This window comes from Leifsonia sp. HAY1-4F (assembly GCF_056755275.1).
Map to the genome: position 1 here is coordinate 21,342 of NZ_JBNDHX010000008.1, position 24,116 is coordinate 45,457.

General features: G+C 70.7%; 25 protein-coding genes. 3 read left to right on the forward strand and 22 right to left on the reverse strand.

The features are described from left to right. Nucleotides 1–41: 41 nt before the first annotated feature. The 7 genes from der to ACPYOG_RS03140 form a co-directional block, all read right to left on the reverse strand. Nucleotides 42–1,547: a ribosome biogenesis GTPase Der gene (gene der, locus ACPYOG_RS03110; RefSeq protein WP_481292796.1), complete on the reverse strand. Its 1,506-nt coding sequence runs from the start codon at nucleotides 1,545–1,547 to the stop codon at nucleotides 42–44. Next, a complete protein-coding gene (gene cmk, locus ACPYOG_RS03115; RefSeq protein ID WP_481292797.1) occupies nucleotides 1,540–2,211 on the reverse strand; it encodes a (d)CMP kinase in 672 nt (223 codons plus the stop codon). Before cmk ends, der begins: the two co-directional genes overlap by 8 nt. Continuing rightward, nucleotides 2,208–3,296, reverse strand: coding sequence for a prephenate dehydrogenase (locus tag ACPYOG_RS03120; protein ID WP_481292798.1), 1,089 nt, complete (start codon nucleotides 3,294–3,296; stop codon nucleotides 2,208–2,210). Before ACPYOG_RS03120 ends, cmk begins: the two co-directional genes overlap by 4 nt. Nucleotides 3,297–3,565: 269 nt before the next feature. Then, entirely contained in the window at nucleotides 3,566–4,321 is a 756-nt protein-coding gene (locus ACPYOG_RS03125) for a pseudouridine synthase (protein ID WP_481292799.1), read from the reverse strand. Further along, nucleotides 4,311–4,988 (reverse strand): SMC-Scp complex subunit ScpB, encoded by a 678-nt coding sequence (gene scpB / locus ACPYOG_RS03130; RefSeq protein WP_481292800.1) that lies wholly within the window; start codon nucleotides 4,986–4,988, stop codon nucleotides 4,311–4,313. The genes ACPYOG_RS03125 and scpB overlap by 11 nt, the downstream gene beginning before the upstream one ends. Continuing rightward, nucleotides 4,978–5,841 (reverse strand): segregation and condensation protein A, encoded by an 864-nt coding sequence (locus tag ACPYOG_RS03135; protein ID WP_481292801.1) that lies wholly within the window; start codon nucleotides 5,839–5,841, stop codon nucleotides 4,978–4,980. The genes scpB and ACPYOG_RS03135 overlap by 11 nt, the downstream gene beginning before the upstream one ends. Then, entirely contained in the window at nucleotides 5,825–6,685 is an 861-nt protein-coding gene (locus ACPYOG_RS03140; RefSeq protein ID WP_192629522.1) for a ParA family protein, read from the reverse strand. Before ACPYOG_RS03140 ends, ACPYOG_RS03135 begins: the two co-directional genes overlap by 17 nt. Before the next feature lie 153 nt (nucleotides 6,686–6,838). Between ACPYOG_RS03140 and ACPYOG_RS03145 the strand changes: the two genes are divergently transcribed. Then, nucleotides 6,839–7,411, forward strand: a complete 573-nt coding sequence (locus tag ACPYOG_RS03145) for a GNAT family N-acetyltransferase (protein ID WP_481292833.1) — start codon at nucleotides 6,839–6,841, stop codon at nucleotides 7,409–7,411. 55 nt (nucleotides 7,412–7,466) lie between these two features. On the opposite strand, the gene xerD is transcribed toward ACPYOG_RS03145, so the two are convergent. The 8 genes from xerD to tyrS all read right to left on the reverse strand — a co-directional run bounded on the left by xerD (nucleotide 7,467) and on the right by tyrS (nucleotide 15,969). Then, nucleotides 7,467–8,384 (reverse strand): site-specific tyrosine recombinase XerD, encoded by a 918-nt coding sequence (gene xerD, locus ACPYOG_RS03150; protein WP_481292802.1) that lies wholly within the window; start codon nucleotides 8,382–8,384, stop codon nucleotides 7,467–7,469. Then, complete coding sequence (locus ACPYOG_RS03155; RefSeq protein WP_481292803.1) at nucleotides 8,381–9,019, reverse strand: NUDIX domain-containing protein; 639 nt, start codon at nucleotides 9,017–9,019, stop codon at nucleotides 8,381–8,383. The genes xerD and ACPYOG_RS03155 overlap by 4 nt, the downstream gene beginning before the upstream one ends. Then, nucleotides 9,019–10,746: a CTP synthase gene (locus tag ACPYOG_RS03160; RefSeq protein ID WP_481292804.1), complete on the reverse strand. Its 1,728-nt coding sequence runs from the start codon at nucleotides 10,744–10,746 to the stop codon at nucleotides 9,019–9,021. The genes ACPYOG_RS03155 and ACPYOG_RS03160 overlap by 1 nt, the downstream gene beginning before the upstream one ends. Before the next feature lie 37 nt (nucleotides 10,747–10,783). After that, on the reverse strand, nucleotides 10,784–12,526 hold the full coding sequence (gene recN, locus ACPYOG_RS03165) for a DNA repair protein RecN (protein WP_481292805.1): 1,743 nt from the start codon (nucleotides 12,524–12,526) through the stop codon (nucleotides 10,784–10,786). Next, entirely contained in the window at nucleotides 12,519–13,436 is a 918-nt protein-coding gene (locus ACPYOG_RS03170; RefSeq protein ID WP_481292834.1) for an NAD kinase, read from the reverse strand. The genes recN and ACPYOG_RS03170 overlap by 8 nt, the downstream gene beginning before the upstream one ends. Before the next feature lie 97 nt (nucleotides 13,437–13,533). Next, on the reverse strand, nucleotides 13,534–14,334 hold the full coding sequence (locus tag ACPYOG_RS03175; RefSeq protein ID WP_481292806.1) for a TlyA family RNA methyltransferase: 801 nt from the start codon (nucleotides 14,332–14,334) through the stop codon (nucleotides 13,534–13,536). Beyond that, nucleotides 14,321–14,545, reverse strand: coding sequence for a hypothetical protein (locus ACPYOG_RS03180; protein ID WP_481292807.1), 225 nt, complete (start codon nucleotides 14,543–14,545; stop codon nucleotides 14,321–14,323). Before ACPYOG_RS03180 ends, ACPYOG_RS03175 begins: the two co-directional genes overlap by 14 nt. Before the next feature lie 74 nt (nucleotides 14,546–14,619). Continuing rightward, complete coding sequence (gene tyrS, locus ACPYOG_RS03185; RefSeq protein ID WP_481292835.1) at nucleotides 14,620–15,969, reverse strand: tyrosine--tRNA ligase; 1,350 nt, start codon at nucleotides 15,967–15,969, stop codon at nucleotides 14,620–14,622. 206 nt (nucleotides 15,970–16,175) lie between these two features. Here tyrS and ACPYOG_RS03190 point away from each other — a divergent pair, with 206 nt between their 5' ends. Next, nucleotides 16,176–16,799, forward strand: a complete 624-nt coding sequence (locus ACPYOG_RS03190) for a DNA-binding protein (protein ID WP_481292808.1) — start codon at nucleotides 16,176–16,178, stop codon at nucleotides 16,797–16,799. Nucleotides 16,800–16,815: 16 nt separating this feature from the next. Further along, nucleotides 16,816–17,418 (forward strand): hypothetical protein, encoded by a 603-nt coding sequence (locus tag ACPYOG_RS03195; protein WP_481292809.1) that lies wholly within the window; start codon nucleotides 16,816–16,818, stop codon nucleotides 17,416–17,418. Nucleotides 17,419–17,497: 79 nt separating this feature from the next. On the opposite strand, the gene ACPYOG_RS03200 is transcribed toward ACPYOG_RS03195, so the two are convergent. From ACPYOG_RS03200 to argJ, 7 genes are all read right to left on the reverse strand, one after another. After that, nucleotides 17,498–18,127 (reverse strand): DNA-3-methyladenine glycosylase, encoded by a 630-nt coding sequence (locus ACPYOG_RS03200; RefSeq protein WP_481292810.1) that lies wholly within the window; start codon nucleotides 18,125–18,127, stop codon nucleotides 17,498–17,500. Nucleotide 18,128: 1 nt separating this feature from the next. Next, on the reverse strand, nucleotides 18,129–18,251 hold the full coding sequence (locus ACPYOG_RS03205; RefSeq protein ID WP_481292811.1) for a hypothetical protein: 123 nt from the start codon (nucleotides 18,249–18,251) through the stop codon (nucleotides 18,129–18,131). Further along, nucleotides 18,251–19,702, reverse strand: a complete 1,452-nt coding sequence (gene argH / locus ACPYOG_RS03210) for an argininosuccinate lyase (RefSeq protein WP_481292812.1) — start codon at nucleotides 19,700–19,702, stop codon at nucleotides 18,251–18,253. Before argH ends, ACPYOG_RS03205 begins: the two co-directional genes overlap by 1 nt. Further along, nucleotides 19,699–20,637 (reverse strand): ornithine carbamoyltransferase, encoded by a 939-nt coding sequence (gene argF / locus ACPYOG_RS03215; RefSeq protein ID WP_481292813.1) that lies wholly within the window; start codon nucleotides 20,635–20,637, stop codon nucleotides 19,699–19,701. Before argF ends, argH begins: the two co-directional genes overlap by 4 nt. 88 nt (nucleotides 20,638–20,725) lie before the next feature. Beyond that, nucleotides 20,726–21,871 (reverse strand): acetylornithine transaminase, encoded by a 1,146-nt coding sequence (locus tag ACPYOG_RS03220; protein WP_481292836.1) that lies wholly within the window; start codon nucleotides 21,869–21,871, stop codon nucleotides 20,726–20,728. Nucleotides 21,872–21,969: 98 nt separating this feature from the next. Continuing rightward, a complete protein-coding gene (argB, locus tag ACPYOG_RS03225) occupies nucleotides 21,970–22,902 on the reverse strand; it encodes an acetylglutamate kinase (RefSeq protein WP_481292837.1) in 933 nt (310 codons plus the stop codon). A gap of 32 nt (nucleotides 22,903–22,934) precedes the next feature. Beyond that, nucleotides 22,935–24,089, reverse strand: a complete 1,155-nt coding sequence (argJ, locus tag ACPYOG_RS03230) for a bifunctional glutamate N-acetyltransferase/amino-acid acetyltransferase ArgJ (protein ID WP_481292814.1) — start codon at nucleotides 24,087–24,089, stop codon at nucleotides 22,935–22,937. Nucleotides 24,090–24,116: the final 27 nt, after the last annotated feature.

The following is a 24,116-nucleotide window of genomic DNA, read 5'->3' on the forward strand; positions in this document are numbered from 1 at the left end:
GCTCTTGACACGGACGGTGCGGACGGTTCACGCAGCGACGGCTAGCGCTTGCGCTTCTCGCGCACGCGCATGTTCAGCACGATCGGCGACCCGTCGAAGCCGTAGACCTCGCGGAGGCGGCGGATGATGTACCGCCGGTAGCCGGGATCGAGGAAGCCTGTTGTGAATACCACGAATGTCGGCGGCCGGCTCGTCGCCTGCGTGCCGAACAGGATGCGCGGCTGCTTCCCGCCGCGGACCGGGTGCGGGTGGGCCGCGGTCAGCTCGGCGAGGAAGGCGTTGAACTTGCCGGTCGGGATGCGGGTGTCCCACGACTCGAGAGCCAGCTCCAGTGCCGGGACCAGCTTCTCCAGGTGCCGGCCCGTGCGAGCCGAGATGTTGACGCGCGGCGCCCACGACACGTGCGCGAGGTCCTGCTCGATCTCGCGCTCCAGGTAGCGACGGCGCTCGTCGTCGAGGAGGTCCCACTTGTTGAACGCGAGCACGAGCGCACGGCCCGACTCGAGGACGAGGTCGATGATGCGGACGTCCTGCTCGCTGATCGGCTCGCTCACGTCGAGGACGACGACCGCGACCTCCGCCTTCTCCAGCGCCGTGGAGGTGCGGAGCGAGGCGTAGAAATCAGCGCCCTGTTGCAGGTGCACCCGGCGGCGGATGCCCGCGGTGTCGACGAACCGCCACACCTTGCCGCCGAGCTCGACCTGCTCGTCGACGGGGTCGCGGGTGGTGCCGGCGAGGTCGTTGACGACCACGCGCTCCTCCCCCGCCGTCTTGTTGAGCAGCGAGGACTTGCCGACGTTCGGCCGGCCGATGATGGCCACGCGACGCGGGCCGCCGACCCCGCGCTTGGCGAAGGCGGACTCCTCCGGCAGGACCTTCAGGATCTCGTCCAGCAGGTCCGCCACTCCACGGCCGTGCAGGGCGGAGACGGGATGCGGCTCGCCCAGCCCGAGGGACCACAGTTCGGCGGCGTACGGCTCCTGGCGCGTGTCGTCGACCTTGTTGGCGGCCAGGAAGACGGGCTTGTCGGACTTCCGCAGCAGCGGGACGACACGCTCGTCGGTCGAAGTCGGGCCGACCGTCGCATCCACGACGAAGAGGACGGCGTCGGCCAGGTCGATCGCGACCTCGGCCTGCGCCGCGACGGACGCGTCGATGCCGCGGGCATCGGGCTCCCATCCGCCGGTGTCGACCAGGGTGAACTTTCGGCCGTTCCACTCCGCCTGGTACGAGACGCGATCGCGCGTCACGCCAGGGGTGTCCTCCACGACGGCCTCACGGCGACCGAGGATACGGTTCACGAGCGCCGACTTGCCGACGTTCGGGCGGCCCACGATGGCGAGCACCGGCAGCGCGGGCAGGTAGGTGATGCCTTCGACATCCTCGCCGGCGATCTCGAGGAGATCGAGGTCGCTCTCCTCGAGCTCGTACTCCTCGAGGCCGCTGCGGAGCGCGTTCGCCCGCTGGACCGCGAGGTCCTCGTCGAGCTCGGAGAGCCGGACGACGAGGTCGTCCTCGCCGGAGGGCTCGTTTTCGATGTCAGACATGGGCTGCTTTCTGTACGACCTGGATGACCGCGTCGACGGTCTGGTCGAAATCGAGGTCGGTGGAATCGACGGTGGTCACACCGTCTGCGGCATTCATGAAGTCGACGACTCGGGAGTCTGCCGCGTCGCGCCTCCGCAGGGCCTCGCCGACGTGGGCGGCGGAGTGATCTGCCAGCTCCGCGGAACGTCTGGCCATTCTAACGGCTTCGTCGGCGGTCAGCAGGATGCGCACCGGCGCATCGGGGCAGACCACCGTGGTGATGTCGCGGCCCTCCACCACGATGCCGTCCCGATCGGAGTGCCGGATGATGTCGCGGAACAGCCCGGTAAGGAAGGCGCGCACCTCCGGCACGCGCGCGATCGCACTGACGGCCGTGGTCACTTCGGGCGTGCGGATCGTCTCGGTCACATCGGCGTCGCCGACGAAGACGTGGTAGGTGTCCGGGTCGGTGCCGATGCGATAGTCGAAGTCCGGCAGCGAGTCGATCACCGCTCCGGCGTCGGTGGGATCGACCCGGCGGGCGATCACGTACCAGCTGAGGGCGCGGTAGGCGGCGCCGGTGTCGAGGTACGCCCAGCCGAGGCGGCGGGCGGTCGCCTTGCTGACGCTCGACTTGCCGCTTCCGGCCGGTCCGTCGACGGCGACCACGGTCGTCCCGGTCATCCGGTGATCCTCCATCCACGTTCGGTCAGGTCGTCCACGGTCCGGTGCAGCACTTCGGGCAGGACCGCGATGTCGGCGAGGCCGAACGCCGCGCCCGGCGAGTGCTCCAGGCGCAGGTCCTCCAGGTTCACGCCGAGCTCTCCGAGCTCGTCCAGCAGCCGGGCGAGTTCGCCCGGACGGTCTTCGACCATCACCACGAAGCGCGAATATTTCCGGTCCTGGCCGTGCTTGCCCGGGAGCCGGGACACACCGGCGTTCCCGCCGGCGAGCTCCTCGGCGACCGTCCGCCGGGCGCCTGCGGCATCGATATCGCCGAGCGCGACGAGCACCCGGTCGAGGTCGTCGCGGTAGGCATGCAGGATCTCGACGATGGCGGGCGCGTTGGCGCCCAGGATCTGGACCCAGAGTTCCGGCTCGCTCGCGGCGATCCGCGTGACATCGCGGACGCCCTGGCCGGCCAGCGCGAGGGCGGTGTCGGGCGAGTCGGTCAGCCGCTTGGCCATGAGGGACGACACGATCTGCGGGGCGTGCGAGACGAGAGCCACCGCCGCGTCGTGCTGGGCCGCATCCATCTCGACCGGGACGGCGCCGAGGTCGAGGATGAGCGACTCGACCAGGCTGACCGCCGAACGCGGGTTCTCCGGCCGGGCCGTCACCACCCACGGACGCCCGATGAAGAGGTCGGCTCGCGCCGAGGACGGGCCGCCGCGCTCGCGGCCGGCGAGCGGATGCCCGCCGACGTACCGGGCGAGGTCCACGCCGGACTCCTCGAGCTCCGAGAGGGGCGCGACCTTCACGCTCGCGACATCCGTCACCACCGCACCGGGATGCGCGGCGAGCTCTTCGGCCACCACCCGGCCCGTCAGGTCGGGCGGAACGGCGACGACGATCAGCGCGGGCTCCGCTCCCCCGTCGTCCAGCCGCCCGGCGCCGTAGTCCGCCGCCAGCCGCAGGTGGGCGGGCGAGGCGTCGGCGAGCAGCACGTCGACGCCTCGGGCGCGCAGCCCGAGTCCGACGGAGGCGCCGAGCAGCCCCGCGCCGACGACGCGGACAGGGCCGGAGAGGCGGGCGGGAATGTCGTTCACCCGTCCACTTTAGTCAGCGCCACCGACGGCTTCCGCACGGGCGCAGGGAACGGAGGATGCTTCGGCCCGAACCGGCGCAGACATCCTCCGTTTCCGGCCAGGGGTCGGTGCCGCGGCAGCCGTCTCCTCCGTTTCCGACTCCGACGTCGATCCTGCGGAAAGGGAGGAGATCCCGTGCCACCCCGCACCGGATGCGGGAAACGGAGGCGAGCAGGGCGGAGGGGCGACGAAACGCCTCCGTTTCCGACCGAGCGCGGAGGAGAGGAGGATCAGCGGTCCTCGCGCGAGATGGTCAGCAGCTGCCCGAGCTCGGCCTTCGTCAGGTCGCGCATATGCCCGGACTTCAGCGTCCCGAGGTGCAGCGGCCCGAACTGCCGGCGCACCAGCTCGATGACGGGATGCCCGACCTCGGCGAGCATCCGCCGGACGATCCGGTTGCGCCCGGAGTGCAGCGTGATCTCGACGAGCGAGTCGTCGCCGCGCGGATTCGACTGCAGCAGCTTGGCCTTGTCCGCGGCGATCGGGCCGTCATCCAGCTCGACGCCCTTGGTCAGGCGCCCGATCGTCTGCGGCGTGACGACTCCGCGCACGCGCGCGATGTAGGTCTTCGTCACGCCGAACGAGGGATGCGCGAGCACGTGCGCGAGCTCCCCGTCGTTGGTGAGGATCAGCAGCCCGGACGTCTCCGCATCCAGCCGGCCGACGTTGAACAGCCGCTCGGGATAGTCCGCGGTGAAGCGCGACAGGTCCGGCCGTCCCTGCTCGTCGCGCATCGAGCTCACCACTCCGACGGGCTTGTTCAGCATCACGTAGCGGCGCGACGTGTCCAGCTGGACGGCTGTTCCGTCGACGGCGACCTTGTCGGTCAACGGGTCGACCCGGGTCCCGAGCTCGCGGACGACCGCCCCGTTGACCGTGACGCGGCCCGCGACGATGAGGTCCTCCGACACCCGCCGCGATGCCACACCGGCAGCCGCCATGACCTTCTGGAGGCGCTCGCCCTCCGAACCCGACTCAGCGGACATCGCCCTCGAACCCTTCTGCGCCGTCCGCCAGCAGCGGCGAGATCTTCGGCAGCTCGTCCACGGAGTTGATGCCCAGCTGACTGAGCAGCAGTTCCGTCGTGCCGTAGTTGATGGCCCCGGTCTCGCTGTCGGTGAACAGCTCGGTGATGAGTCCGCGGCCGAGCAGCGTGCGCACCACCGAATCCACGTTGACCGCGCGGATGGAGGCGATCGCGCCGCGGCTGATCGGCTGCTTGTACGCGATCACAGCGAGCGTCTCGAGCGCCGCCTGCGACAGCTTCGTCGGATTCTGCTGCAGCACGTAGCCGGAGACGACCGGGTCGAACTCCTCGCGGACATAGATCCGCCATCCGCCGCCGACCTCCCGCAGCTCGAAGCCGCGGCGAACGCCGCCGTCCTCGCCGTCGAAGTCGGCCACGAGCGTGGCGACCGCCGCGCGCACGCGCTTCACGGGCGCGCCGACCGCCGTCGCCAGGGTGATCAGGCTCATCGGCTCGTCGGCCACCATGAGGATCGCCTCGAGCGCACGCTCGATCTGCGCGTCCTCGACGGGGGCCGGCACCTCGGTGGTGTCGGTCGCCTCGGCGCCTTCGACGAAGTCGCGCGCGTCGGGCGCGTCCTCCACTTCGGCCACGTCGGGCGCTTCGGCCGTGTTCTCAACCGTCATAGTCGGCTCCCAGATTCGACAGATTCTCTTCGGACCAGTGCTCCGCCGTCCACCGCAACGTCAACTCGCCGAGCGGCTCCAGCTGCTCGAACGCCAGCGCGGCACGGCGATACAGCTCGAGCACCGCGAGGAACCGCGCCACCACGACGCCCTTCTGCTCGGCGCCGGCCACCAGCTGGCGGAAGCTCATCGGCTCACCGTGCCGCAGCATCCCCACGACGACGGCCGCTTGCTCCCGGATGCTCACCAGCGGGGCGTGCAGGTGGTCGAGACCGACGACGGGAACCTCCCGCGGCGTCATCGCCAGCGTGGCGAGAGCGGCGAAGTCGTCGAGGCTGAGCGTCCAGACGAGTTCCGGAGTGCGCTGGCGGTACTTGTCCTCCAGCCGCACCAGGCGGGCATGCCGGCGGCCCTCCGCCTCCAGCCGGTCGGCGAACCAGCCGGACGCCTCCTTGAAGGCCCGGTACTGCAGCAGCCGGGCGAACAGCAGATCGCGGGCCTCGAGCAGGGCCACGTCCTCCGCATCCACCAGCTCGCCCTGGGGCAGGAGGCCGGCGACTTTGAGGTCGAGCAGCGTCGCCGCGACGAGGAGGAACTCGCTCGCCTCGTCGAGGCTCTCGTCCGTGTCGAGGCGCCGGAGGTAGGCGATGAACTCGTCGGTGACGCGGCTCAGCGAGATCTCGGTGATGTCGAGCTCGTGCTTGGCGATCAGCGACAGGAGGAGGTCGAACGGGCCCTCGAAGTCGCCCAGCGAGACACGGAAGCCCGGCGCCTGGTCGGCCTCGACGGCCTCGACGGGCTCGACCGACTCGGTACTGCGCTCCGGCTCCGTGAGGTCAGGCGACGGCGCCACGGAACACCAGTTCCCGCGCCAGCTGGCGGTACGCCTCCGCGGCCTGGTGCTCCGGCGCGAACTGCGTGATGGGAGCGGCGGCGACGGAGGCGTCCGGGAATTTCACCGTCCGCGAGATCACCGTCTCGAGCACGCGGTCGCCGAACGCGTCGACGACCCGCTCCAGCACCTCGCGGGAGTGCAGGGTACGCGAGTCGTACATGGTGGCGAGGATGCCATCCAGTTCGATCGCCGGGTTCAGCCGTTCGCGCACCTTGTCGATCGTCTCGATCAGCAGGGCGACCCCGCGCAGCGCGAAGTACTCGCACTCCAGCGGGATGAGGACGCCGTGGCTGGCGGTCAGCGCGTTGACGGTCAGAATGCCGAGCGACGGCTGGCAGTCGATCAGGATCACGTCGTAGTCCGCGGCCACCTTGCGGAGCACGCCGGCCAGGATCTGCTCGCGCGCGACCTCGTTCACGAGGTGCACCTCGGCCGCGGACAGGTCGATGTTGGCGGGGATGATGTCCAGACCCGGGACGGACGTCGTCTGGATGGCGCCCGCCACATCCGCGTTGCGGTTGAGGAGCAGGTCGTAGATGGTCGTCGCGTCGTGCGTGTGCGCCCCGAGGCCCGCGGACAGCGCGCCCTGCGGGTCGAAGTCGACGGCCAGCACGCGGCGGCCGTAGTCGGCGAGAGTCGCCCCGAGGTTGATGCTCGTCGTCGTCTTGCCGACGCCGCCCTTCTGGTTGCAGAGGGCGATGATCTTCGCGGGGCCGTGCTGCTTCAGCGGGGCCGGCGCGGGGAACGCGCGCAGCGGACGACCGGTGGGCCCGAGCTTGACGGCGATGGATGCGTCATCCATGCCAGGCAGCTGGGTCTCGACCTCGTCGTTGCGCGTCACCTGGGTGTTCCTCGTCCCTCTCGTGGCCGGTCTTCCATGGGGAAGTCTAACCGGGCCGTGCCCCGCTTGCGGGGCGTGAGCACGGCGGTTCGGTACGCTGGCGACGTGCAGCCGATGCCGTCCACCCTCGAGACCCCGCGCCTGCGGCTGAGGCCGCGCGACGGACGCGACGCCGCGTGGAACCTCGCCCTGCTCGCCGAGCATCCCCCGGAGTCCGCGCCGCGGGCTCACGACGACGAGCCGGTGGAGCTCGACGACGAGCAGGTACGACTGGACGACGAGCAGCTGCGTCTCGACGAGCAGCGCAGACGCTTCGACGAGGTGGGCTTCGGCCTGTACACGATCGAGCTGGCCGAGACGGGCGAGGCGGCCGGCTACTGCGGCCTGATCGTCGGCCGGGCCAGCGCCGCCCAGCCCGAGCTGGCCTACGAACTGCTGCGGGCGCAGGTGGGCAACGGCTACGCCACCGAGGCGGCAGGAGTCGTGGCGGAAGCGGCCTTCGAGGCCGGCTTCCCGGTCGTCTGGGCGACGGTCGAGACCTGGAACGCGCCGTCGTTCGGCGTGCTGGCCAAACTCGGCTTCACGACGACGCGCCGCGTCTCCGGCGACGGGCGGAAGGTGTTGGTGTGGATGCGCCGTCGCGCACCGCGGCGCCGCCACCGCGAGGCTCCCGCCGCAGCGGGTTGACGCGACACACCCTCCGGCACACAGACGCGACAGCGTGTCCTCTCACGTGGATGCGTCAGCCCGCCCGCGGGTGCGCCGAGGTGTACACATCCCGCAGCGTGTCCGCCGTCACGAGCGTGTAGATCTGCGTCGTGGCCACCGAGGAGTGTCCCAGGAGCTCCTGCACGACCCGGACATCCGCTCCCCCGGCCAGCAGGTGCGTGGCGAAGGAGTGGCGCAGCGTATGCGGCGAGATCTCGATGCCGAGCTTCGCCCGTTCCGCTGCCGCACGGATGATCAGCCACACGTTCTGCCGGGACAGCCGCGCGCCGCGCATCCCGAGGAACAGCGCGGGAGTCGATCGCCCGCGCGACGACAGCACCGGCCGGGCGCGCACCAGGTACGCCGACACGGCCTCCCGCGCATAGCTGCCCAGCGGGACCAGCCGCTGCTTGCTGCCCTTGCCGGTGAGCCGGACCACCTCCACGTCGATCACGTCGTCGACGTTCAGTCCGACCGCCTCGCTGACCCGGGCTCCCGTCGCGTACATCAGCTCCAGCAGTGCCTTGTCTCGCAGCGCCGCCACCTCGTCGCCGTCGGTCGCGGCCAGCAGCGCGGCCACCTGGTCGATTGTGATGGCCTTCGGGAGGCGGCTGGGCAGCTTGGGCGGGCGCAGGTCGCGTGCGGCATCCACCTCCACGCGGCCCTCCTCGAGCAGGAAGCGGTGGAACCCGCGCACGGTGGACAGCATGCGGGCGAGGGAGGCTGCGGTCAGCGGCGACTGCTCACGCGTCCCGAGATGCACCGCGAAAGCCGAGAGGGTGACCGGCGTCACCGAGCGGAGGTCGCCGATCCCCTGCTCCGCCAGCCAGGCACTGTAGACGATCAGATCGCGCCGGTACGCGGCCACCGTGTTCGCCGAGAGGCCGCGCTCGATGGCCACATGCCGGAGGAACGCATCCACCTCGGCGGCCACACCGGCGGCACCGGTCATCGGGACAGCTTGGGGTGGCTCGGCCAGGGCTCGTCCGCCGCTCCGAGCGTGCTCCAGCCCTGGTCGCGCGCTGACCGGGCCGCCAGCAGCGCGATGATCAGCGGCGCGTTGTGGACGCGGCGCTGCAGCACAGCATCCACTGCCTCGTCGAGAGGGACCCACCGCACCTCGATGTCCGCCTCCTCGGCCTCGCGGGCGAAGGCGGACCCGGTGGAGCGGATGCCGCGCGCCAGGTAGATGCGGATGGCCTCGTCGTTTCCGCCGGGGCTCGTGAAGACGTCGGCGAGGACGTTCCACTCCTCCGCCTCGAGGTCCGCTTCCTCGCCGAGTTCGCGCTGGGCCGCGAGGAGCGGCCGCTCCCCGTCCTGGTCCAGAAGCCCGGCCGGGATCTCCCAGTCGCGGTGACGGACGGGATGGCGGTACTGCCGGATGAGCAGCACCCGGCCGTCGTCGTCCATCGCAAGGACGGCCACAGCGCCGGTGTGATCGACGTACTCGCGGGTGATCTCGTCGCCGTTGTAACGGAAGACGTCGCGGCGAACGTTCCAGATCTTGCCCTCGAACGCCGTCTCCGACGAGACGATCTCCGGCCGGAAGGGCTGGTCGTTCAGGGTCGTCGTCTGCTCGTCCGTCATCAGGCTTCCGTGGCCATCTCGGCGTCCGCCTCGGCCACCTCGAAGAGCAGGCTGGCCTTCTGACGCTCGAGCGCGGCCCCGACGAGGCCGGCGAACAGGGGATGCGCGCGGTTCGGACGCGACCGGAGCTCGGGATGCGCCTGCGTGCCGACATAGAACGGGTGCACGTCGCGCGGCAGCTCGACATACTCCACCAGGTGGCCGTCGGGCGAGGTGCCGGAGAACCACAGGCCCGCGTCGGCGATCTGCTCGCGGAAGTTGTTGTTGACCTCGTAGCGGTGCCGGTGCCGCTCGGACGCCTCGGCGGCGCCGTACAGCTCGGAGACGAGGGAGCCGTCGGCGAGCGTCGCCGGGTAGAGGCCGAGGCGCATGGTGCCGCCCAGGTCGCCGCCGGCGATGATGTCAACCTGCTCGGCCATCGTGGCGATCACCGGGAACTCGGTCTCCGGGTCGAACTCGGACGAGGACGCTCCGGCCAGACCGGCCTCGTTGCGGGCGTACTCGATGACCATGCACTGCAGCCCCAGGCACAGGCCGAGGACCGGGATGCCGTTCTCGCGAGCGAAGCGCAGCGCACCGACCTTGCCCTCGATGCCGCGGACACCGAAGCCGCCGGGCACGCAGATGCCGTCGACCTCGCTCAGCTGCGACGCGGCGCCCTCGGGCGTCTGGCAGGCGTCGGAGGGGATCCACTTCAGCGTCACCTTCGTGCGGTGCGCGAATCCACCGGCTCGAAGCGCCTCCGTGACCGAGAGGTAGGCGTCCGGCAGGTCGATGTACTTGCCGACCAGGCCGATGGTGACCTCGTGCTTCGGGTCGTGCACGGCCTCCAGCAGCCGGGCCCAGCCGTCCCACTCGACGTCGCCGGCCTCATCCAGTCCCAGCTGGTCGATGATGTAGGCGTCGAGACCCTGGTCGTGCAGCATGGTCGGGATGTCGTAGATGCTCGGCACGTCGATCGCGTTCACGACGGCCTGCTCGTCCACATCGCACATCAGCGCGATCTTGCGCTTGTTGCTGTCCGAGACGGGGCGGTCGCTGCGCAGGACGAGCGCATCCGGCTGGATGCCGATGGAGCGGAGAGCCGCGACCGAGTGCTGGGTCGGCTTGGTCTTCTGCTCGCCGGAGGCGTTCATGAAGGGGACGAGCGACACGTGCACGAAGAAGCAGTTCTTGCGCCCCAGCTCGTGCCGCACCTGCCGGGCGGACTCGATGAACGGCTGCGACTCGATGTCGCCGACGGTGCCGCCGATCTCGGTGATGATGACGTCGGGAGCGGGCTCCCCGTCGGGACCCGGCTGCGCCTGCAGCCGCATCCGCCGCTTGATCTCGTCGGTGATGTGCGGAATGACCTGGACGGTGTCGCCGAGGTACTCGCCGCGGCGCTCCTTGGCGATGACGTTCGAGTAGATCTGACCGGTGGTGACGTTGGCCGACTGGCCGAGGTTGATGTCGAGGAAGCGCTCGTAGTGCCCGATGTCGAGGTCGGTCTCGGCGCCGTCGTCGGTGACGAAGACCTCGCCGTGCTGGAAGGGGTTCATCGTCCCCGGGTCGACGTTGAGATACGGGTCGAGCTTCTGCATGACGACGCGGAGTCCGCGGGCCGTCAGAAGATTGCCGAGAGAGGCGGCCGTCAGGCCCTTCCCTAACGAAGAAACGACACCACCTGTCACGAAAATGTGCTTGGTAATGCCGTTCGATGAGCCCGCGTCTGAATTATCCACCACGGGCTTGCAGCTTATCACCTGTGCGGGGCCCGTCCGCTCAGCGGCGGGCGGCGGAGGCGAGCTCGACGAGCTCGCGCGCGTGGGCCAGGCCGCTCTCGGAGTCCGGGAGGCCAGAGAGCAGGCGCGCCATCTCGGCGATGCGCTCGTCTCCGTCGAGGCGGCGGACGCTGGAGGCGGTGACCGCGCCGTCGCTGCCCTTGACGACCGTCAGATGGTTGTTGGCGAAGGCGGCCACCTGCGCGAGGTGGGTGACGACAATGACCTGCGCCGACTCGGCGAGGCGCGCCAGCCGGCGACCGATCTCGGTGGCGGACGCTCCGCCCACGCCGGCGTCGACCTCGTCGAAGATGAAGGTGGGGACCGGATCGGTGCCCGCGATGACGACCTCGATCGCCAGCATGACCCGCGACAGCTCGCCGCCCGAGGCACCCTTGGCGAGCGGCCGGGGCTCGGTTCCGGGATGCGGCTGGAGCAGGATGGCGACCTGGTCGCGTCCGCTCGCGCCATACGCCGTCAGGTCGCCGCCGTCGCGCTGCGTCACCTCCACCACGATGCGCGCGTCGGGCATCGCGAGGGCGGCCAGCTCTGCGGTGACCGCCTCGGACAGCCTTTCGGCGGCGGCAGCACGCGCGGCGCTGAGCCCTGAGGCCAGTTCCACCACCAGCGCCGCGTCGGACTCGACCTCGCGCGCCAGCTCGCCGATGCGGTCGGCGTCGCCATCGAGTTCCAGGAGGCGCAGGCTGCCCGTCTCGAGCGTGCCGATGACATCCTCGAGGGTCGGGCCGTACTTGCGGGTGAGACCGGCCAGCTCCGCACGCCGCTCCTGCACGACCTCCAGCTCGCGCGCGCCCTCGGCATCCAGAGTGGCCAGGTAGGTCGACAGCTGCGCGGCGATGTCGGAGATCAGATAGTTGGCCTCGGCGACCGCATCCGCCATCGGTTGCAGGGCGGCATCGTGCGGTGAGACGCGTTCGAGCTGCCGGCGTGCGCTGTCGAGGAGTGCGAGCGCGTCCGCTCCTTCCGACTCCTCGGCGCTGAGCAGTTCGCGCGCAGCGGCAGCGGCGAGTCGCAGGTCTTCAAGATTGGTGAGCCGCTCGGCGCGGTCGGCGAGCTCGTCGTCCTCGCCGGGCTGCGGCGCGACAGCCTCGATCTCGGCCATCGCGACCCTCAGGTCATCCGCCTCCCGGGCGCGGCGGTCCTGGTCGGTGACCAGTTCGTCCAGCTCGGCCCGGTTGTCGCGCCACCGGTAGTAGACCTGCTCGTACGCGCGGAGCGCCTCGGCGAACTCGGGACCCGCGAACCGGTCGAGTGCGGCACGCTGGGCGAGCGCGGATCGCAGCCGGAGCTGGTCGGACTGTCCGTGCACCACGACGAGCTGCTCGCCGAGCTCCGTCAGCACGGCGACGGGTGCGCTGCGCCCGCCGACCACCGCCCGCGACCGGCCCTCCGCCGACACCGAGCGGCTGAGAACGAGCTCCGCCTCCTCCGCGTCGATCGCATCCACATCGCCGCCGGCGTCGCGCACGCGCTCCACCACCTCGCCGGCGGACGGCACGCGCCAGCGGCCCTCGACCCAGGCCTGTGCGCTGCCGAGCCGGACGGCTCCGGTATCGGCGCGCTCGCCGAGCAGCAGGCCGAGCGCCGACACCACCATGGTCTTGCCCGCGCCGGTCTCGCCGGTGATCGCCGTGAACCCCGGACCCAGTGGGAGGGATGCGTCGGCAATGACGCCCAGGTCTTTGATCGAGATCTCCTCGATGCCTCCACGTACGTCAGTCACGGCCGGCCGGCCCCCTCCACCCCGTGACGGGGAGGTCGAACTTGTGCACGAGCCGGTCGGTGAACGGACCGGGATGCAGGCGTGCCAGCCGCACGGGGATGGGCGAGCGCCGGACGACGACGCGTGCGCCCGGCGGGAGGTCGAACGGACGGCGGCCGTCGCACCACAGGACGCCGGCTCCGCCGGTCCGGTCGAGCAGCTCGACCGCGAGCGACGAGTCGGCGTCGACGACGAGGGGACGCGCGAAGAGCGCGTGCGCGCTCAGCGGCACGAGAAGGAGGGCGGCGACACCCGGCCACACGACCGGTCCCCCGGCCGAGAACGAGTACGCCGTCGACCCGGTGGGCGTCGACATCACGACGCCGTCGCAGCCGAAGCTCGACATCGGCCGGCCGTCGACCTCGATGACCACCTCGAGCATCCGCTCCCGGCTCGCCTTCTCGACCGTGGCCTCGTTGAGCGCCCAGCTCTCGTACACGACCTCGCGCCCGACCTTGACCCGGGCGGACAGCGTCATCCGCTCCTCGACCTCGTAGTCCTTGGCCAGCCCCCGCGCGACGGCGGTCTCGAGGTCGTCCCGCTCGCTCTCGGCGAGGAAGCCCACATGGCCGAGGTTCACGCCGAGGAGCGGAGCCGAGCATCCACGCACCAGCTCGGCAGCGCGCAGGATGGTGCCGTCGCCGCCCAGCACGATCACCAGTTCGAGCTCGCTCGATGCCACATCGTCGCCGAGCACCGCCACCCTCTCGAGCGAGGGATCCGCCGCCAGCAGGTCTCTGCGCTCGTCGGCGCTCAGCACCGGGACGACGCCCGCGGCGAGCAGTTGCCGGGACACCCGGACGCCCGCCTCGAGGGAGTCCTGACGACCGGTGTGCGCGACGACGAGGATGTACCGCGTCGCTGCACCCATCAGTGTCACGTTCACTCCTGTCGTAAGCCGTCCTCCCATTCTGTCGGTTTTCCGGCGGGGGGCCACGCCACGCCACCGGTTTGTGGAGAACGTTCACCTAGCGCGAAACGCGAACGACCTCTTCGCTCAAGCCGGACGGGTCGGGCGCGCTGGCTCGCAGCCAGGCCAGGAATTCCCGGTTGCCGTGTCCCCCCGCGATGGGCGACGCGATCAGCCCGGCCGTACCCAAACCCGCGTCATGAGCCGCCCAGAGCACGTCGGAGATGGCATCGGCACGCAGCCCCGCATCCCGGACCACGCCCTCCCGGATGCCCTGCCTGCCCACCTCGAACTGCGGCTTGATCAGGAGGACGAAGTCCGCGCCGCTGGTCGCCGTCGCCACGAGAGCGGGCAGCACCTGGGTCAGCGAGATGAAGGACAGGTCGGCGACGACGAGGTCCGGGCGGAGGTCGCTCCCGGTGAGCTCGCCGAGCGCCTCCGCTGTGAGGGAGCGGACGTTCACGCCCTCGTACGACTCCAGCCGCTCCTCCCCCGCCAGCGCGGGAGACAGCTGGCCGTGCCCGACATCGACGGCGATGACGCGCGCGGCCCCGCGCTCCAGCAGCACCTGGCTGAAGCCACCCGTGGATGCCCCCGCATCCAGTGCGACCCGGCCCGCCGGATCGACGCCGAAGGCATCGAGCGCGGCGATCAGCTTGTGCGCGCCGCGGCTCACGTAGTGGTCGGCGCCCGCGATCCGCAGCTCCTGCCCGTCGTCGACCTTCGCGGACGCGCGCAGCGCCGGCCGGCCGTCGACGGTCACGAGGCCCTCGGCGATCAGCGCGGCCGCGTGCGACCGGGACCGGGCCAGGCCGCGCTCGGCGAGGGCCACATCCAGCCGGCGGTCAGCTCCGGCCATGCTCGTCGTCGCCCTCCAGCGTGCGTCGCAGCTGTTCGTGGAGGTGCGCGTACGCGTCCGCCCGCGCCTCCAGCGGCTGCTCCTCGATCACGTCGAGACGGGCGACGAGGCCGTCCTCTCCTGCCGGAGACCGGCCTGCGGCCGAGGGCGCTGCCGCGGATTGTTCCGTCGGCGCCGGGGCTGTCAGAGGGGGCTGCTGTTCATCGGACATGGGTCAACGGTACGACAGGGGTGCGACGGTCGGCCCGTGTGCGAGCGCCGTCCGCCCTCGTGCCGGTGCCTCCGTCACGGGGACGGCACGACGAAGACGCCCGCGAGCGTCTTCTTGCCGCGCCGCAGCACGACCATGTCGCCGGGAAGGATCGCCGAGCCGATGAGCTGGTCCGCGTCCTCCACCTTCGCGTTGTTGACGTAGACGCCGCCCTGCGCCACAGCACGCCGGGCCTCGCCGAGGCTCGCGGTCAGCCCGGTGTCGACGAGTGCCTGGGCGACCGTCGCAGAGGGTTCGGTGCTCGTGGTGTTCGGCAGCTCGCGAAGCGCGGCCTCGAGAGTAGTGGGGTCGAGGTCGGCCAGCTCCCCCTGGCCGAACAGGGCCTGGGAGGCGGCGATCGCCGCCTCGGTCGCCGCCACTCCGTGCACGAGCGACGTCACGTCGTACGCGAGGCGGCGCTGCGCCTCCCGCTTGAACGGCTCCTCGGCGACCTTGCGCTCCAGCTCCTCGATCTCTGCGCGGGAGAGGAACGTGAAGACCTTCAGCCGGCTGATCACATCGGCGTCGTCGGTGTTGAGCCAGAACTGGTACAGCGCGTACGGCGTGGTGAGCTCCGCGTCGAGCCAGATCGCGTTGCCCTCGCTCTTGCCGAACTTGGTGCCGTCGCTGTTGGTGATCAGCGGAGTCCCGATGGCATGGACGTGGACGCCCTCGACCTTGCGGATCAGTTCCGTCCCGCTGGTGAGGTTGCCCCACTGATCGCTGCCGCCGGACTGCAGGACGCAGCCGTACTGGCGGTAGAGCTCGAGGAAGTCCATCCCCTGCAGGATCTGGTAGCTGAACTCGGTGTACGAGATGCCCTCGTCGGAGTTGAGGCGCGCGGCGACCGCATCCTTCTTGAGCATGGTGCCGATGCGGAAGTGCTTGCCGATCTCGCGGAGGAAGTCGATCGCCGAGAGGGGGGCGGTCCAGTCGAGGTTGTTGACCAGTCGCACGGCGTTCTCGCCCTCATCGCTGAGGAAGCGGGTGACCTGTACCTGAAGCGCCTGGACCCACTCGGCGACGGTCTCCTTGGTGTTGAGGGTGCGCTCGGCGGTCGGCCGCGGGTCGCCGATGAGACCGGTGGACCCACCCACCAGTCCCAGGGGCTTGTGGCCGGCCAGCTGGAGGCGGCGCATGGTGAGCAGCTGGACGAGGTTGCCGAGGTGGAGGCTCGATGCCGTCGGGTCGAAGCCGCAGTAGTACGTGATCGGATCGCCGGCCAGGAGCTCCTTGAGGGCGGCCTCGTCCGTGGACACATGGATGAGGCCGCGCCACTTCAGCTCGTCCCAGACGTCGTCGAAGGACGCGTCGTTGGTCTGCGCCGCGAGGCGGCCTCCGGCGGTGGTCTCCACGGAGGGGCGCTGGTCGCGGAAAGGGGCGATTTCGGACACCTGCTCAGGCTATCAGCGGGGCGTCGGCACCCAGGTCCGCGCTGCCGTCGGGAGGTCGGCGGGAGGAGCGCAGCGGTATCAGGCCTGTAGTCCTGATCTCCTTGAGATCAGGACTACAGGCCTGATATGATGTTGATCAGGCCCATAGACCTGATGATTCCTGAATCAGGGACTGAGCCCTGATGAAAGGAGGCAGTGTGTTCGTCGTAACGGCCGACCAGGTGGACAGCACGCAACGCGCCGACATCGTGGGGCGCACCCTGGACAGCATCGGAGAGCGGTTCGGCGATCGCCTCGCCCTGCCACCGGACCGGAACGCGGGCGACGAGATCCAGGCACTCACGCCGGACGCCGCAACGACGCTCGACCTCGTCCTCAGCCTCACCCGCGAGCGCGCGTGGAGCGTCGGCCTCGGGATGGGCGGTGTCCGGACGCCGCTGCCGCGCAACACCCGGGAGGCGACGGGCGACGCGTTCATCGCGGCGCGCACGGCGGTCACCCGAGCCAAACGCACGCCGGCCCGGTTCGCCGTGGACGGTGTCGCAGATCCGGAGTCCGCCGCCGACCTGGAAGCCGTCCTGACCCTCCTGCTCACCCTCCGCGAGAGTCGCACTCCGGCCGGCTGGGAGCTGTACGACCTGGTGACCTCCGGCCTCACCCAGGCGGATGCGGCCGCGCGCCTCGGGATCTCGCCGCAGTCCGCCAGCGATCGCGCCCGGGCGGCCGGCCTCCGTGTCGAGCTCGCTGCGCTGCCCGCCCTGACTAGGCTGTTGGCACGCGCCGACGCCGCACAGGCCGAGGCCGACACCCCAACCGGATGACCGTCGAGGAGGACGCATGACCAGCTGGCCGCCCACACCGGTGCTGGTGACGCAGATCGTCCCGCATGCACTCTGGGCGCTCGCCCTGCTCCTGCTCCTGGCATCCCTCGGCTGCATCGTCGCGACCATGCGCACGCCGCGCCGGCCGCTGGTGTACTGCGCTGCGGGGCTGCTGGCCGCGGCGTTCATCGTCCTCCTCCTTCCGGGCCAGCATGCGCCGCTCGCGTTCCGGCTGCTCATCGGGATCGTCGCGCTCGCCCTGGCCGTGCTCGGCGGCGGACCGGCGGCTCAGCTCGTCCTGGCGCTGGCGACGCGGAGCACCACCGAGTTGAGCCCGCACGGCGGCATCCTGGTGCACGAGATGACGGCGCAGGGCGTGACGACACGGGAGGTCCTGCGCGGAGGCATGACGATCGGCCTGCTGGAGCGGTTCGCCGCCGCCGGCACGATCATGGCGGGCTTCCCCGAAGGCCTCGCGGTGCTCATCGCCATCAAGGGTGTCGGACGCTTCACCGAGCTGGAGGAGGCCGAGGCGCGCGAGCGCTTCATCATCGGCAGCCTGACGAGCATCATCTGGGCGTGCGCGTGCGCCGGCCTCTTCCGGATGGCCGCGGGCTGAAGCAGAGCGCGACATTCGTCACGAATGTTGCCCTCACCGCTGTCCAGCGCGACATTCGTCACGAAACTCTGCTTGGACATCACGCGTGGGCGCGGGGATGCCGCTTGTAGGGCGACACCGTCGGGTCCCCCGGCAGCCAGTAGCGCCACGGAAAGGCGACACCTCCGCCCGCGCCCGACACGCCCGTGCGTGCACCCGTCGTGTACTCCAGCTGCTCACTCGGCAGCAACAGCTCGAACGGAGGACGGAACAGGTCCGCTCCGTCGTCCGCCAGGCTCATCCCGGCCGCCACGACGAGCCGGGCGGGACCCCGCGCGAGGTCGCGGTGCGGGATGCTGCGGCCGCTCGCTCCGACCCGCCGCCGCTCGGCGAGCTCCTCCCCCTCGATCACCTCGGCCGCCCGCAGGAGCACCGCCGACGCCTCCCCCTCGGGCGAGCAGACGATGTTCGCGCAGACGTGCATCCCGTACGTGAAGTAGGTGTAGACGTGCCCGGGCGGACCGTACATGACCGCGTTCCGCTTGGTCTTGCCGCGGAACGCGTGCGACCCCGGGTCGATGCCGTCGCCGACGTACGCCTCCACTTCCGTGATGCGCAGCGCCACCGTCCCCTCCAGCGTCTCATGGCGCAGCACGGCGCCGAGGAGCCGCGGGGCGACCTCCAGCGACGACGCCAGGAAAGCGTCGCGCCCGGGACGGTGCAGCGTCACGTCAGAAGATCCGCCCGCCCACCGCCAGGGTGACGATCAGCCCGACGATGACGACCGCCACGGCGACCACCACGATGGCCGGGATGATCCACGGACGCTTCCCTTCCGGTTCGAACCGCGCCATCAGACCAGATCCCTTCGGGAGGAGCGCAGGGCCAGCGCGGCCTTGCGCACGTTGTCGGTGAGTGCCGCGAGCTGCTCGGCCACGCGGACCGGGGCCGTGCCGCCGATCCCATCCCGGCTGGCCACCGAGCCCTCGACCGAGAGCACCGAGCGCACCTCCGGAGTCAGCAGCGGGGAGATCGCGGCCAGCTGCTCGTCGTCGACCTCGTGCAGCTCCAGGCCGTTCTCCTCCGCGAAGCGGACGAGACTGCCGCTCAGCTCGTGCGCGGTCCGGAACGGCACATGCCGCTTGACGAGCCACTCCGCCACATCCGTCGCGAGCGAGAAGCCCTGCGGCGCCAGCTCCGCCATCCGATCGGTGTGGAACCGGAGCGTCGCGACCATCCCGGTGAACGCGGGGAGCACGGTCTCGAGCGTCCGCACCGAGTCGAAGACCGGCTCCTTGTCCTCCTGCAGGTCGCGGTTGTACGCGAGCGGAAGGCCTTTCAGAGTGGTCAGCAGGCCCGTGACGTTGCCGATCAGGCGCCCCGCCTTGCCGCGGGCCAACTCCGCGATGTCGGGGTTCTTCTTCTGCGGCATGATCGACGACCCCGTGGAGTAGCCGTCGTCGAGGGTGACGAAGCCGAACTCCCGTGTGTTCCAGAGGATGATCTCCTCGGCGAACCGGGAGAGGTCGATGCCGATCTGCGCCGCGACGAACGCGAACTCGGCCACCACATCCCGGGCGGCGGTGCCGTCGATCGAGTTCTCCGAGCTGCGCGAGAAGCCGAGCTCGCGGGCCACGCGCAGCGGATCCAGCCCCAGCGTGGAGCCGGCGAGCGCACCGGACCCGTACGGCGACACATCGGCGCGGGCATCCCAGTCGCGCAGGCGTTCCAGGTCGCGCACCAGCGGCCAGCAGTGCGCGAGCAGGTGGTGCGCCAGCAGCACGGGCTGCGCGTGCTGGAGGTGCGTGCGGCCCGGGAGGACGGCGACGGGATGCGCGTCCGCCTGGGACGCGATCGCATCCACGAGGGCGATCACCTGCTCGGCGATGACACCCGCGTGATCGCGGAGGTACAGGCGGACGAGCGTGGCGATCTGGTCGTTGCGGCTGCGACCTGCCCGGAGCTTGCCGCCGATCTCCGGCCCCGCCCGGTCGATGAGCCCGCGCTCGAGCGCGCCGTGCACATCCTCATCCGATTCCGCTGCGACGAAGGCGCCGGAGGCGACATCGCGGTCGAGCTCGTCGAGGGCGGCGAGCATCCCATCGAGTTCCTCGGGGGTGAGATACCCGGCCGCGGCGAGCGCCCGGGCGTGGGCACGCGAGCCCGCGATGTCGTAGGCGGCCAGCTCCCAGTCGAAGTGCGTCGACTTGCTGAGCGCGGCGAGCTCCGGCGATGGGCCGCCCGCGAACCGTCCGCCCCAGAGCGACCCTTCGCCGGTCTTGCCGCCGTCGTTCGCGTCGCTCATGCCACCGTCTCCTCGTTCTTCTCCAGCAGCCAGGCGAGCAGCGCCTTCTGCGCGTGCAGCCGGTTCTCCGCCTCGTCCCAGACCACCGACTGCGGCCCCTCCAGCACCTCGGCGCTGACCTCGTAGCCGCGGTACGCGGGGAGGCAGTGCAGGAAGATCGCGTCCGGGTCGGCGAGGCCCATCAGGCGGGAGTCGACGGTGTAGTCGCCGAAGACGGCGACACGCTGCGCCTTCTCGTCCTCCTTGCCCATCGAGACCCACGTGTCGGTGACCATGACGTCGGCCCCCGCCGCGGCCTCCGCCGGATCGGTCAGGACGGCGACCGACCCTCCGGTGCGCGCCGCGATCGCCTGAGCGTCGGCGACGACGGCGGCAGCCGGCGCGTAGTCGGCGGGTGCCGCGATCCGCACGTGCATCCCGGCGGTGACGCCACCCAGCAGGTAGGAGTGCGCCATGTTGTTCGCGCCGTCGCCGAAGTAGCTGAGGGTCAGGCCCTCGGTGCGGCCCTTGTGCTCCCGGACGGTCAGCAGGTCCGCCAGGATCTGGCACGGATGGAAGTCGTCGGACAGCGCGTTGACGACGGGAACACGCGTCCCTGCCGCCATCTCCTCCAGCCCGGACTGGGCGAACGTGCGCCAGACGATGGCCGCGACCATCCGCTCCAGCACCCGGGCCGTGTCGGCGAGGGACTCCTTGCCGCCCAGCTGGCTCTCCCCGCTCTGGATGATGAGCGGGCTGCCGCCGAGGTCTGCGATCCCGACAGCGAAGGAGACGCGCGTCCGCGTGGAGGTCTTGTCGAAGATGACGGCGACCGTCTGCGGGCCGGCCAGGGGCGTCGCCGAGAAGCGGTCGCGCTTCAGGTCGGCCGCGAGGGACAGGACTTCGGCCTGCTCGGCAGGCGAGAGGTCGTCGTCGCGGAGGAAGTGCCGGGTCATTCTGCCCGCCCTTTCGTGATGTCGGTCGTGGTCGGCGTGGTCGGCGTTGAGGCCGCTGTCGGCATGGAGGCTGTGGTCGGCATGGAGGTCACAGCGCGGCCAGAGCCCGCCCGAAGCGGTCGCGGAACTCCTCGAGCTCCGCGTCCCCGACGATGAGCGGCGGCGCCAGCCGGATGCTGGACTCGTTCGGCGCGTTGATGATGAGGCCCTGGGCGAGGGCCGCATCCGAGAGCCGGTGAGCCTCGCCGTCCGTCAGGCCGATGCCGATCAGCAGGCCGTGCCCGCGCACATCCCCGATCAGCGGCGAGTCGAACGAGCGGATGATCGCCTTCAGCTGCTCACCGCGACGCGCGGCGTTTCCGACCAGGTCCGAGCGCTCTATCTCGGAGAGGACCGCGTTTCCGGCGGCCGTCGCGAGCGGGTTCCCGCCGAAGGTGGAGCCGTGCTGGCCCTGCGTGTACAGGTCGGACGCCCAGCCGAACGTGACGAGCGCTCCGATCGGAACGCCTCCCGCCATCCCCTTGGCCACGGTGACGGCGTCCGGGAGGATGCCGTCGTGCTGGTACGCGAACCATTCGCCGGTCCGCCCGATGCCGGTCTGGATCTCATCCAGGATCAGCAGGGCGCCGTGCTGCTCGGTGAGCTCCCTGGCGCGCTGCAGGAAGCCGGCCGGCAGGTCGAGCACGCCGGCCTCGCCCTTGATCGGCTCGACGAAGAGCGCTGCCACGCGGTCGTCGATGGCCGACTCGAGCGCAGCGATGGTGGAGTCGATGTGCTCGACCCCCCCGGGGAGCGGCTCGAACGCCTCCCGCATCGGGGGCTTTCCGGTCAGGGCGAGCGACCCCATGGTGCGGCCGTGGAAAGCGTTGTGCAGGGCGAGGACGCGCGTCCGGCGCCCGTGCGGGCCCTTGTTCAGCCGCGCCAGCTTGAACGCGGCCTCGTTCGCCTCGGCCCCCGAGTTGCCGAACAGCACGCGGCCGCGCTCCCCCGCGCCCGTGATGGTGCGCAGCCGCTCGGCCAGTTCGAGCTGCGGGGCCGTCGAGAAGTAGTTGGAGACGTGGGCGAGCGTCGCCACCTGGGCGCTCACCGCCTCCACGAGGGCGGGATGGGCGTGGCCGAGCGAGTTCACGGCGATGCCGGCCAGGAAGTCCAGGTACTCGTTGCCGTCCACATCCCAGACCCGGCAGCCCTCGCCGCGCGCCAGCATGAGCTTCGGTGTCGACAGCGTGCGCATGATCGCGTCCGTGAACGGCGCCCTCCAGGCCCCGTCGCGCCATTCGGTCCCCGGCGGGCGTCCCTCGGCGGTGGTCCTCTCCCGATTCTGGTCCTCGCTCACGCGGGCACCACCTCCGTCCCGATGCCGGACTGCGTGAAGATTTCGAGCAGGATGGAGTGCGCTATCCGCCCGTCGATGATCGCGGCCTTCGCGACGCCGCCGTCGACCGCATCCAGACACGCCGCCATCTTGGGGATCATTCCCGCCTCGAGCGACGGCAGCAGCTCGCGCAACTCATCCGCGCCGATCTTCGAGAGCAGGGATTCCCGGTTCGGCCAGTCGCTGTAGAGTCCGGCGACATCGGTGAGGATCACCAGCTTCGCCGCCCCCAGCGCGACCGCGAGCGCCGCCGCCGCCGCATCGGCGTTGACGTTGAGCGCCTGCCCCGCGTCGTCGATGTCCGGCGCGATCGAGGAGACGACCGGGATGCGGCCCACCGCGAGCTGCGTCAGCACCGCCTCCGGATCGACGGCGACCACATCGCCGACGAGGCCGAGGTCGACCTCTTCGCCGTCGATGACGGCCGCGCGCCGGCGGCCCTGGAACAGCCCGGCGTCCTCGCCGGAAAGGCCGGCGGCGAGGGGGCCGTGCTTGTTGATGTTGCCGACGATGTCCCGGTTGATCTGGCCGGTGAGCACCATCCGGACCACGTCCATCGCCTCCGGAGTCGTCACGCGGTAGCCGCCGCGGAACTCGGAGTCGATCCCGAGTCGTCCGAGCATCGCGGAGATCTGCGGTCCGCCGCCGTGCACGACGACGGGACGGAGGCCCGCGTAGCGCAGGTAGACCATGTCCTCGGCGAAGGTACGCTGCAACTCCTCGCTCACCATCGCGTTGCCGCCGAACTTCACCACGATGATCTGGTCGTGGAAGCTCTTCAGCCAGGGCAGGGACTCGATCAGCGTGGCCGCCTTGGCGGCTGCCGACTCGTGGTCCGCGGCCGCCTCGTCGGCGGTGCTGCGGCTCTCGGTCGGCTCTGTGGACGGCATCGCGGTGGGAGGCATCTCGGTTTCGCTCGTCATCAGCTCGCGTACGCGCTGTTCTCGTGCACGTAGTCGTGGGTGAGGTCGTTGGTGAGGATGGTCGCCGTCGCGTCTCCTGCGTGCAGATCGATCAGCACGTGGACATTCCGGGGATGCAGATCGACCAGGTCGCGGGGCTGATCCGGCTCGCCGGCGGTGCACACCTGAACGCCGTTGATCGAGACGTCGATCCCGTACGGGTCGAATTCCGCGTCGGTCGTCCCCACTGCAGCGAGGACCCGGCCCCAGTTCGGGTCGTTCCCGAAGATCGCCGCCTTGAACAGGTTGCTGCGCGAGACCGCGCGCCCGACGATCACGGCGTCGTCCTCGCTCGCCGCATGGACGACCTCGATAGCGATGTCGTGCGCGGCGCCCTCGGCGTCCGCCTGCAGCTGCTCGGCGAGATCGCGGCAGACCTCCGTCAGCGCACGGGCGAAGTCCGTCTCGTCCGGCTCGACGCGGCTCGCGCCGGAGGCCAGCAGGGCGACGGTGTCGTTGGTGGACATGCAGCCGTCGGAGTCGAGTCGATCGAAGGTCACCCGCGTCGCCGAACGCAGCGCCCCATCCAGTTGCTTCGAGGTGAGGACGGCGTCCGTCGTGATCACGACGAGCATGGTCGCGAGGCCCGGGGCCAGCATCCCGGCGCCCTTCGCCATCCCGCCGACGGTCCAGCCGTCCGGAGACCGGAACGCCGCCTCCTTGGGCCGCGTGTCGGTGGTCATGATCGCCTCGGCTGCGCCGAGCCCGGCGTCGGTCGCGAGCGCACCCGCCGCCGTGCCGACGCCCTCGATCAGCTTGTCGAGCGGCAGCTGGTCGCCGATGAGGCCCGTGGAGCAGACCAGCACGTCGCCCGCGGAGATCCCGAGTCTCTCGGCCACTGCCTCGGCCGTGGCGTGCGTGGTCTGGAACCCCTGGGCGCCCGTGTAGCAGTTGGCGCCGCCGGAGTTGAGCACGATCGCGGAGACGACGCCGTCCTGGATGACCTGCTCGCTCCACAGCACCGGGTTGGCCTTGCAGCGGTTGGTGGTGAAGACGGCGGCCGCGGCGTTCAGCGGGCCGAGGTTGTGGACGAGGGCCAGATCCCGGTTGCCGCTCGCCTTGAGTCCGGCGACCACACCGGCCGCGGCGAATCCGGAGGCTGCTGTCACGCTCATGAATCGGTCGCCTTTCTGGTGACGGGC